General features: G+C 49.0%; 8 protein-coding genes. 3 read left to right on the top strand and 5 right to left on the bottom strand.

All coding sequences use genetic code 11. The features are described from left to right. Positions 1 to 491: 491 nt before the first annotated feature. From CRG49_RS06530 to yajC, 4 genes are all read right to left on the bottom strand, one after another. Positions 492 to 1,793, bottom strand: a complete 1,302-nt coding sequence (locus tag CRG49_RS06530) for an MFS transporter (protein ID WP_095502684.1) — start codon at positions 1,791 to 1,793, stop codon at positions 492 to 494. Positions 1,794 to 2,187: 394 nt separating this feature from the next. Next, positions 2,188 to 3,123, bottom strand: a complete 936-nt coding sequence (gene secF / locus CRG49_RS06525) for a protein translocase subunit SecF (RefSeq protein ID WP_095502685.1) — start codon at positions 3,121 to 3,123, stop codon at positions 2,188 to 2,190. A 3-nt stretch (positions 3,124 to 3,126) separates the two neighbouring features. Then, positions 3,127 to 4,989 carry a protein translocase subunit SecD gene (gene secD, locus CRG49_RS06520; protein ID WP_095502686.1) on the bottom strand — a complete coding sequence of 621 codons (1,863 nt, stop codon included), beginning with the start codon at positions 4,987 to 4,989 and terminating at the stop codon, positions 3,127 to 3,129. 71 nt (positions 4,990 to 5,060) lie between these two features. Next, entirely contained in the window at positions 5,061 to 5,324 is a 264-nt protein-coding gene (gene yajC / locus CRG49_RS06515; RefSeq protein ID WP_095502687.1) for a preprotein translocase subunit YajC, read from the bottom strand. Positions 5,325 to 5,521: 197 nt separating this feature from the next. Here yajC and CRG49_RS06510 point away from each other — a divergent pair, with 197 nt between their 5' ends. Then, positions 5,522 to 6,571: a histone deacetylase family protein gene (locus CRG49_RS06510; RefSeq protein ID WP_095502688.1), complete on the top strand. Its 1,050-nt coding sequence runs from the start codon at positions 5,522 to 5,524 to the stop codon at positions 6,569 to 6,571. A 217-nt stretch (positions 6,572 to 6,788) separates the two neighbouring features. Beyond that, positions 6,789 to 7,853, top strand: coding sequence for a 2,3-butanediol dehydrogenase (locus CRG49_RS06505; protein WP_095502689.1), 1,065 nt, complete (start codon positions 6,789 to 6,791; stop codon positions 7,851 to 7,853). A gap of 70 nt (positions 7,854 to 7,923) precedes the next feature. Here the strand turns inward: CRG49_RS06505 and gloA are convergent, their stop codons facing one another. Continuing rightward, a complete protein-coding gene (gene gloA, locus CRG49_RS06500; protein ID WP_095502690.1) occupies positions 7,924 to 8,337 on the bottom strand; it encodes a lactoylglutathione lyase in 414 nt (137 codons plus the stop codon). A gap of 224 nt (positions 8,338 to 8,561) precedes the next feature. Here gloA and CRG49_RS06495 point away from each other — a divergent pair, with 224 nt between their 5' ends. Next, positions 8,562 to 10,103, top strand: a complete 1,542-nt coding sequence (locus CRG49_RS06495) for a Re/Si-specific NAD(P)(+) transhydrogenase subunit alpha (protein WP_095502691.1) — start codon at positions 8,562 to 8,564, stop codon at positions 10,101 to 10,103. Positions 10,104 to 10,105: the final 2 nt, after the last annotated feature.

The following is a 10,105-nucleotide window of genomic DNA, read 5'->3' as shown; positions in this document are numbered from 1 at the left end:
TTGCGGTTCTCGCCATTGTTTGTGTTTGCCTATATTTCGTTGGAATATAGGGTTAAAATAGGGCTCTTTTGGGCTTATTCAAATTAGGGACACGCCCTAGTTGTTTCAAATAAAAATAAGACAAGGCGATATAACTGCCGTATATACCCGGCACATAAGGGGCATTAACACTGCATTATTTTTATTTTAAACCAATCTGCCTCGCAAGCATGTAATAAAATTTACATGCAAGCTATTATGTTTAAAAAGTTTGAAACTGACAAGCAAGCCTTTAAGAATCTGCTGCATAAATTTGATACACCGCAAAATCCCTGTAAATAAACATTTCAATCGCTTAAATTTTCATTTTTCTTTCCTATTTTCTCCGCCTAAAAATTCAACTTCAAACATAAAAAATGAAATTTAAATACATTCATTAAATATTCAAGGCCGTCTGAAAGGTTATTTTCCCCTTTCAGACGGCCTGATTCTCATTTATTGAGCATATTTCCTTAAGCGTGTTGCACCTTAGGCTTCAAGAAGAACAATGCTACTACCGCTAAGATAATCACCGCTGCGGTTGCGCCATATGAATCATCTTTCGCCCAACCTGCATCCAGCAAACCACCAGCCACAATCGGTGCCAAAATCGAACCCAAACGGCCGACACCGATGGTGACACCCACACCGGTGCTGCGGAAATCAGCGGCATAAAGCGTCGGATTGATGGTGTAAAGACCGGCAATACAACCATTCATCAGTGCACCAATCAAAACGGCAAACACCAGCGCCACGCTTAAAGCGCTTGATGATAAGAATGCAAAAATCGCCCCGACTGCCAACACACCAAAACTGATTAACACCGCGCGTGCCGTCCAACGGCTGGCCAAGAAACCGAAAATCAACGAACCAATCGCGCCACCCACTGAAATTGCCATGCCGACCGACTGGCTTTGCTCTTTCGCCATACCGGCTTGTTCCAGCAAAGCAGGTGTCCATGAGTTGATAAAATAATACGAAGCCATCACAGTGATAAACGCCAACCAAATCAACAGCGTGGTCGCCCGATATTGCGGCTCAAACAAACGCAGAATCGACACTTTCGCCTTCTTCACGCCCTGTTCGATTTCAGGGAACGCCCAATCACCGCTCAAGCCCATTTTGGCGACAATCTTATCCAAACGCGTTTTGGCATTGGCCGGACGCTTGGTCAGCAAAAAATCCACCGATTCCGGCAAAACCGCCATCAGCAACACCACCGCCAACATGGTCAACACCGCACCAACCAAAAATACCGAACGCCAGCCGTATTCACCCTGCAGCATCACTGCCGACATACCGCCCAACATCGCGCCGATACCGAAGCCGGATGCATAAATCGCAATCGCCAAGCCGCGCCATTTTTGGTTGGCATACTCACTGACAATCACGTTGGTACACGGCAGAATACCGCCCACACCCAAGCCGGTGACAATACGCCAAAACGCAATTGTTTCCATCGAGTGTGAGAAATACGTCATCAACATACCGATGGCCGACAACAGCGTTGAAAAAATCAGCAAAGGGCGACGGCCAAAACGGTCAGCGAACGGCGCTAAAAATACCGAGCCCAAAGTCATGCCCAGCAAACCTGCACTCATCAACGTGCCGATATGCGCACCATCCAAGCCCAGCTCAGTTTGAATACTTTTTGCCGTGAACGCCACCGCCAACACATCAAAACCGTCGAGCATATTTAAAATGAAGGTCAATGCAACCACCATCCATTGATAACCGCTCATCGGGCTTTGGGCAATTTTTTGTCTTAAATCCATGAATAACCTTCTCTTTCCAAATCACCGTCTACTTTTATCATTTTAAGTATTATTCGAAATAAAATGATACTATTCCATCAATATTGTCATCGGCAAGTTAACCGATTTAACTAATACCAATTGATATCATTCATTTTTGAAATAATGCTTTTAACGGAATGCTGCCACTATAACGGCTTCACTATACACAAGCAAATTCTAAATTTGCGCGTTGATATGAATGAAATTCATTGAGAGGCCGTCTGAATGTTTCAGACGGTCTCTATAGTGGAAATACCGATTTAGTGCTATTTCAATTAAATGAAACACCCATAAAAAAACACGCTGAAAATCAGCGTGTTTTTTAGTTCAGACGGCCTCATATTCACAAGGCCGTCTGAAAAGATGACGGCAGTTACACCACCACTTCTTCTTTTTTCTTCGGCGTTTTCGAAATATTTTCTCGATTCAGGCCGAACATCAGCAACAGCGGGCTGGCCACCAAAACCGATGAATAAATACCGAACACGATACCGATGGTCAAGGCCAGTGAGAAACCGTGCAAGGCCGCGCCGCCGAAAATCAACATCGACAACACCATCGCTTCGGTCGAGCCGTGGGTGATGATGGTACGGCTCATGGTTGCGGTAATCGCATTGTCAATCACTTGCGGCACGGTATGATTGCGCATGGCCGGTTTACGGAAGTTTTCGCGGATACGGTCAAACACCACCACCGATTCGTTCACCGAATAACCCAATACCGCCAAAATACCGGCCAACACAGTCAATGAAAACTCCCATTGAAACAGCGCGAAACAGCCGAGAATAATCACAATATCGTGCATATTGGCGATAATCGCCGCCACGGCAAAACGCCATTCGAAACGCATCGACAGATAAATAATGATACCGATGACCACCATACCCAAAGCCAGCAAACCGTTGGTCACCAACTCTTCGCCGACCTGCGGGCCGATGAACTCAACTTGGCGCAGTGTGACATCAGGATTGCTTTGTTTCAACAAGTCCATCACTTGGTTCGACAATTGCGCTGAAGGCACACCTTCTTTGTTCGGCAGACGAATCATGATGTGTTTGTTGGTACCCAAAGCTTGCACCTGCACTTCACCCAAATTTAAGGTATTGAGCTTTTCACGGGTTTGGTTAACATCGGCACCTTGCTGATACTGCACTTCCATAACGGTACCGCCGGTAAATTCCACCGAGAAATTCAAACCTTTGGTCACCAAGAAAAATACGGCTGCAATAAACGTCACCAACGAAATAAACGTGGTCAGTTTACCGTAGCTCATGAATGGAATATCGCGTTTGATTCTGAATAATTCCATGTTTTACTCCTTATCCACCACGGTATTCGAGGCAACCGGCTCCGGCTTCCACACCGAACCGATGGAAATGCTTTGCAGCTTGCGTTTGCGGCCATACCACAAATTCACCAATGCGCGCGATACCACCACCGACGAATACATCGAGGTCAAAATACCCAAGCAGTGCACCACGGCGAAGCCGCGTACCGGACCCGAGCCAAAAATTAGCAAGGCGATACCTGCAATCAGCGAAGTCAAGTTGGAATCGACAATGGTCGACCAAGCGTGTTGGTAGCCGAGATTAATCGCCTGCTGCGGTGGCACGCCGGCGCGCAATTCTTCGCGGATACGCTCGTTAATCAATACGTTCGAGTCAATCGCCATACCCAAAGTCAGCGCCAATGCGGCAATGCCCGGCAGGGTCAAAGTGGCTTGCAAGGCAGACAGAATCGCAATCAAAAACAGGATATTGGTGCTCAAGGCAATGGTCGAGAACACACCCATCAGGCGGTAGTAAATCACCATAAACACTGCCACAGCAGCAAAACCCCACAGCGTTGAATTAAAGCCTTTTTCGATGTTTTCTTTACCCAAAGACGGGCCAATGGTGCGTTCTTCCACAATTTCCATCGGTGCGGCCAGCGAACCGGCACGCAACAACAAAGACGTATCGTTAGCTTCTGCGCTGCTCATGCTGCCGGAAATCTGCACACGGCCACCGGTAATGGCAGAACGAATCACCGGTGCGGTCACCACTTCGGCTTTACCTTGGTCAATCAGCACCATCGCCATGCGTTTGCCGACATTTTGCGAGGTCAGCTCGGCAAAAATGGTGCCGCCGGTGCCGTCTAAGTTGATGCTCACCGCAGGGGCTCCCATTTCATCGAAGCTCGGTTGGGCATCGTTGATGTTGTCGCCGGTGAGCTCAACCTGCTTGCTCACCAAAGTGGCTTGCGGATGCTCGCCCGCGCTATACAGCAATTCATAACCACTTGGCACATTGCCGTTTAAAGCGGCAGTAATTTGCGCCGGATCGTCTTCCACCATGCGCACTTCCAAAGTAGCGGTACGGCCGATAATGTCTTTGGCTTTAGCTGTATCCTGCACACCCGGTAACTGCACCACAATGCGCTCGGCACCGGATTGCTGAATCACCGGCTCAGCCACGCCCAATTCGTTGACACGGTTGTGCAGCGTAGTGATGTTTTGCTTCACCGCATCGGTGCGGATTTTGGTGACTGCCGCTTCAGACAGCGTCAGCACCACATTATTACCGTCAGCCGTCAGCGTGGTTTCCGGCAACAGGTTTTGCAGTTGCGGCAGGGCTTTTTGCACATCGGCCGCATCTTGGAATGGCACAGTCAGGCTGTTGTCTGTATGGCGGATGGTGCCGATACGGATTTTTTGACGGCGCAAATCGCGGCGGATATCGCCTGCGTAACGCTCAAATGTTTTCTGCATCGCCGCCTGCATGTCCACCTGCATGGTGAAATGCACGCCGCCGCGCAAGTCTAAGCCTAAGAACATCGGATTGGCGTTCATTTTCGCCATCCATTCCGGGCTGTCGGCCAGCAGGTTGAGCGCGGTAATATAGCCTTCACCCAAGGTATTTTCGATCACATCACGTGCTTTCAGCTGCGTTTCCGCATCTTTAAAACGCACTTTCAGCGAATTATCGGCAATAAACATGCCGTCGGTTGAAATATTGGCCGCCTTCAAAGCAGATTCAACCCTGCTTTGGGTTTGTTCGTTAATGACAATAGATTGTCGGTTGGTCGATACCTGCACCGCAGGCGTTTCACCGAATAAATTAGGCAGCGCGTAAATCACCGCCACAATAATCGTAAACGCAATCAGCAGGTATTTCCATAAAGGATAACGGTTCATGGGAAACCTTCAGTTTTTCTTAAAGACAAACAGCCGCGCTCAAAATGAGGCGGCTTTTGCAGCAATCAATCTTATTCAGCTTTGCTGGCGATGGCGTTGCGGTCAACTTCCACTTCCACGCCGCGGCCGATTTCCACACCGTAAAACTGTTCGCCAACGCGGGTCACGCGGCCTTTGAAACCGGCAGCCAACACCACTTTATCGCCGACTTTCAATTCAGACAGCATTTGTTGATGGGCTTTGAATTTCTTTTGTTGCGGACGCATAATCAAGAAATAAAACACCACCATGATGAGGACGAGCGGTGCAAATTGAGCCAACATACTTTGTTCCATAGTTTTTCCGTTCTATAATCGTTGTTAATTGAAAAGCAGGACTGAAATTTCAGTTGGGTCAGCCCCAAAATTACGCTATTCTAAAGGCCGTCTGCAAATTTTCCAAGTATTTCCGCGTTTATTAACCATATTTATCAGTCAGGCCGTCTGAAATTTCAGACGGCCTGAAGCCCACCTTATTGCGAACCTGCTCACACATGAAGAAAATCATCAACCGCTTGCGCACGTTTATCCGACGGCTTATGGGAAAAAACGCCCGCACCCTGTGGGTATCGCATCCTATTTTTGCCGAACACGAACCAGGCATCCATCACCCCGAATCCCCTGCCCGCATTGCCGCCATCGAAGCCGAACTCAAACGCCAAAATATTTGGCCGAAGCTGCAAACCGCTCAAGCACAGGAAATCAGCGACAAACAACTCGCCTTGGTGCATCCGCGAAAATACCTGCGTTTCCTAGAATGTCATCAGCCGCAGCCGGGCAAAATCTACCGCATTGACGACGACACCGTCATGAGTCACGGATCATTACAAGCCACCCGTTTTGCGGCGGGGGCGGTGGTACAGGCGATTGACATGGTGATGAACAAAAAAGCTTACCATACTTTTTGCGCCGTACGTCCACCCGGCCATCATGCCCATTCCGATAAAGCCGGTGGCTTTTGCTTAATCAACAACGTGGCCGTAGGCGTGATGCACGCGATTGCCGAATACCGCTTGCAACGCGTGGCGGTGATTGATTTCGACATCCATTTCGGCGACGGCACGGCGGAAATCTTCAAAGACGAACCGCGCGTGATGCTGCTGAATATGTTTGAGCACGACCTTTTTCCGTTCGCCTTGCCGCAAAATCAGCAAGGGCGCAACCCGAATATCATTCACACGCCTTTTGCCCCGGATACCGGCAGCCGCGTGTTCCGCACCACCATTCGGGAAACATGGCTGCCCAAGCTGGCCAAGTTTAAGCCCGAATTGGTGGTGATTTCCGCCGGATTCGATGCACACAAACTCGATGAAACAGGCCGTCTGAATCTGCACGAAGCCGATTTTGCTTGGTTGACGCATAAAATTGTTCAGACGACCTCAAGCTGCAACGGCAAAATCGTATCGGTATTGGAAGGCGGCTACACGCTTGAGCCGCTGGCAAAATCAGCCGCCGCGCATATTCATGTGTTGGCCGGATTGCCTAAAGCCGATGAGGTGCATCAATATGAAAAGCGGCTTAAGGGCAAACGCGCAGCCAAATAATTTGTTTCTTTTAATCAGGCCGTCTGAAACTTGGCTTTCAGACGGCCTATTTACATCGTGCTCAAAAAGTGTAGAATCTAAATTAAAGATTGTTATCTTATATAATCAAATAAAAAAACTTATCACAGATAATAATATTAGAACACCCTTTCATACATATCATGAATATCTGAATTCCATTAGCCCTAACCTTTGATTAATCAAAAAGGAGTTACATATGAAAGCAGCACGTTTCTACGACAAAGGCGACATCCGCATTGAAGACATCCCCGAGCCAACCGTGGCACCGGGCACCGTCGGCATCAACGTGGCTTGGTGCGGTATTTGCGGTACCGACTTGCATGAATTTATGGAAGGGCCAATCTTCATTCCGCCATGCGGCCATCCACATCCGATTTCCGGTGAGGAAGCACCGGTTACCATGGGGCACGAGTTTTCCGGCGTGGTATATGCTGTGGGCGAAGGCGTGGACGACATCGAAGTCGGCCAGCATGTGGTAGTTGAGCCTTACATTATCCGTGATGATGTGGATACGGGCGAAGGCAGCAATTACCATTTGTCTAAAGATATGAACTTCATCGGCTTAGGCGGCTGTGGTGGCGGCTTGGCGGAAAAAATCGCCGTTAAGCGCCGTTGGGTACACCCGATTTCCAACGATATCCCATTGGATCAGGCCGCTTTGATCGAGCCTTTATCCGTAGGTCATCATGCTTATGTGCGCAGTGGCGCAAAAGAAGGTGATGTGGCCTTGGTCGGCGGCGCCGGCCCTATCGGCTTGTTGCTGGCGGCGATTTTGAAAGCCAAAGGCATTAAAGTCATCATCACCGAATTGAGCAAAGCCCGTAAAGACAAAGCCAAAGAAGCCGGTGTAGCCGATTATATTCTTGACCCTTCCGAAGTCGATGTGACCGAAGAAGTATTGAAATTGACCAACGGCGAAGGCGTAGACGTGGCATTTGAATGCTCGAGCGTGAATAAAGTATTGGATACTTTGGTGGCTTCTTGCAAGCCTACCGCCAAAGTGGTGATTGTGTCGATTTGGAGCCACCCGGCCACCATCAATGTACACAGCGTGGTGATGAAAGAATTGGACGTACGCGGCACCATCGCCTACTGCAACGACCATGCCGAAACCATCAAGCTGGTGGAAGAAGGCAAAATCAATCTTGAGCCGTTCATCACTCAACGTATTAAGTTGGACGAATTGATTTCTGAAGGCTTCGAGCGCCTGATTCACAACAACGAATCTGCGGTAAAAATCATTGTGAATCCGAATCTTTAACCTATTGAATTGTTAAATAAAAGGCCGTCTGAAACTTAAATTTCAGACGGCCTTTCTTAATTGCCTTGAATTACTTATCGTATTGTACCGAATCATTGCCGGAATTTTTTTGGATAAACTCGATTTTGTAGCCATCGGGATCTTCCACAAACGCAATCACGGTGGTGCCGTGTTTCATCGGACCGGCTTCGCGTACCACTTTACCGCCTTTTTGTTTCACCATTTCACAAGCTTGGTAAGCGTCGTCCACTTCAATCGCGATGTGGCCGAAGGCATCGCCTAAATCGTAGCTTTCAGTACCCCAATTGTAGGTCAGTTCCAATACGGTATTTTCCGCTTCATTGCCGTAGCCGACAAAAGCCAAAGAGAATTTGCCGTCCGGATAATCATGTTGGCGCAGAAGCTGCATGCCCAAAACATTTTGATAGAAATCCAGTGATCTTTCCAGATTGCCGACACGCAGCATAGTGTGGAGCATCCGCATGATGTGTTCCTTTTGTTGGTTTTAAAGTCTTATTTTAACACGACAATCTCTACGCTATCCACCTCCTTTTCCGCAGTCTAAAGTCTTTTTCGGACTAAGTATAGTTAAAATTAATATATTAAGAAAAAGAATTTTTTCATTGTCTTTCAGGCAAAAATTAGTTATAAAGTATTGGCTAAGATTCATTTACATAAGCTTGATTAACCAACTTAAAGGACGAAGACATGAGGATTGGTATCCCTAAGGAGTCTCTGGCCGGTGAAACCCGTGTGGCGTGTACGCCTGCGACCGTGACCCAGTTGCAGAAGCTGGGTTTTGAGATTGTGATCGAACGCGATGCCGGCTTGGCTGCCAGCTTGGATAATGCCGCTTACGAAGCTGCCGGTGCGATTATGGCCGACGCGGATACGGTGTGGCAAAGCCCGTTGATTTATAAAGTCAACGCGCCGACCGAATCGGAAACAGGCCGTCTGAACGCCGGTCAAACCTTGGTCAGCTTTATCTGGCCTGCACAAAATCCTGAATTGGTGCAGACCTTAAACGATAAGCAAGTCAACGTGTTAGCGATGGACATGGTGCCGCGTATTTCCCGCGCCCAAGCCTTAGATGCGCTGTCTTCTATGGCCAATATTTCCGGCTACCGCGCCGTGATTGAAGCGGCCAATGCGTTCGGCCGTTTCTTTACCGGTCAGATTACCGCTGCGGGCAAAGTACCGCCGGCGCAAGTGTTGGTGATTGGTGCGGGTGTGGCCGGTTTGGCCGCCATCGGCACGGCAAACTCACTTGGCGCCATCGTCAAAGCATTCGATACGCGCTTGGAAGTGGCTGAGCAAATCGAATCGATGGGCGGCCAATTCTTGAAGCTCGACTTCCCACAAGAAGCAGGTGGCAGCGGCGACGGTTATGCCAAAGTGATGAGCGAAGAATTCATCGCTGCGGAAATGAAGCTGTTTGCCGAGCAAGCCAAAGAAGTCGACATCATCATCACCACCGCCGCCATTCCGGGCAAACCGGCGCCGAAACTGATTACCGCCGAAATGGTGCAATCGATGAAACCGGGTTCGGTGATTGTCGATTTGGCAGCAGCCACCGGCGGCAACTGCGAATTAACCCGTCCGGGCGAACTCTTTATCACCGACAACGGCGTAAAAATCATCGGCTATACCGATATGGCCAACCGCTTGGCGGGACAATCTTCCCAGCTTTACGCCACCAATTTGGTGAACTTGGCCAAACTGCTCAGCCCGAATAAAGACGGCGAAATCACGCTGGATTTTGACGATGTGATTATCCGTAACATGACCGTGACGCGCGATGGCGAAATCACTTTCCCGCCGCCTGCGATTCAAGTTTCCGCCCAGCCGCAAGCCAAGCCGTCTGAAAAAGCCGCGCCGATGGCCAAACCTGAGCCGAAACCTGTTCCATTGTGGAAAAAACTCGCCCCTGCGGTGATTGGCGCGATTCTGATTTTGTGGATTGGTGCCGTCGCCCCTGCTGCCTTTCTGAACCACTTTATCGTGTTCGTTTTGGCTTGTGTGATTGGCTATTACGTAGTGTGGAACGTATCGCACTCGCTGCACACACCACTGATGTCGGTGACCAATGCGATTTCGGGCATTATCGTGGTCGGTGCGCTGCTGCAAATCGGCCAAGGTCACGGCTTTGTGTCGTTTTTGGCGTTTATCGCGGTATTAATTGTCAGCATTAATATCTTCGGCGGCTTCTATGTTACCCGCCGCATGTTGAATATGTTCCGCAAAGGATAAGG

The organism is Neisseria sp. N95_16 (assembly GCF_002551535.2).
In the GTDB taxonomy this organism is placed as follows: domain Bacteria; phylum Pseudomonadota; class Gammaproteobacteria; order Burkholderiales; family Neisseriaceae; genus Neisseria; species Neisseria brasiliensis.
The sequence above is the reverse complement of the archived record's forward strand: the minus strand, read 5'-3'. Positions and strand labels throughout refer to the sequence as shown.

Coding starts and splice junctions, on each gene's coding strand:
- CRG49_RS06530 (WP_095502684.1), bottom strand. CDS start 1,793: ATGGATTTAAGACAAAAAATTGCCCAAAGCCCGATGAGCGGTTATCAA.
- secF (WP_095502685.1), bottom strand. CDS start 3,123: ATGGAATTATTCAGAATCAAACGCGATATTCCATTCATGAGCTACGGT.
- secD (WP_095502686.1), bottom strand. CDS start 4,989: ATGAACCGTTATCCTTTATGGAAATACCTGCTGATTGCGTTTACGATT.
- yajC (WP_095502687.1), bottom strand. CDS start 5,324: ATGGAACAAAGTATGTTGGCTCAATTTGCACCGCTCGTCCTCATCATG.
- CRG49_RS06510 (WP_095502688.1), top strand. CDS start 5,522: ATGAAGAAAATCATCAACCGCTTGCGCACGTTTATCCGACGGCTTATG.
- CRG49_RS06505 (WP_095502689.1), top strand. CDS start 6,789: ATGAAAGCAGCACGTTTCTACGACAAAGGCGACATCCGCATTGAAGAC.
- gloA (WP_095502690.1), bottom strand. CDS start 8,337: ATGCGGATGCTCCACACTATGCTGCGTGTCGGCAATCTGGAAAGATCA.
- CRG49_RS06495 (WP_095502691.1), top strand. CDS start 8,562: ATGAGGATTGGTATCCCTAAGGAGTCTCTGGCCGGTGAAACCCGTGTG.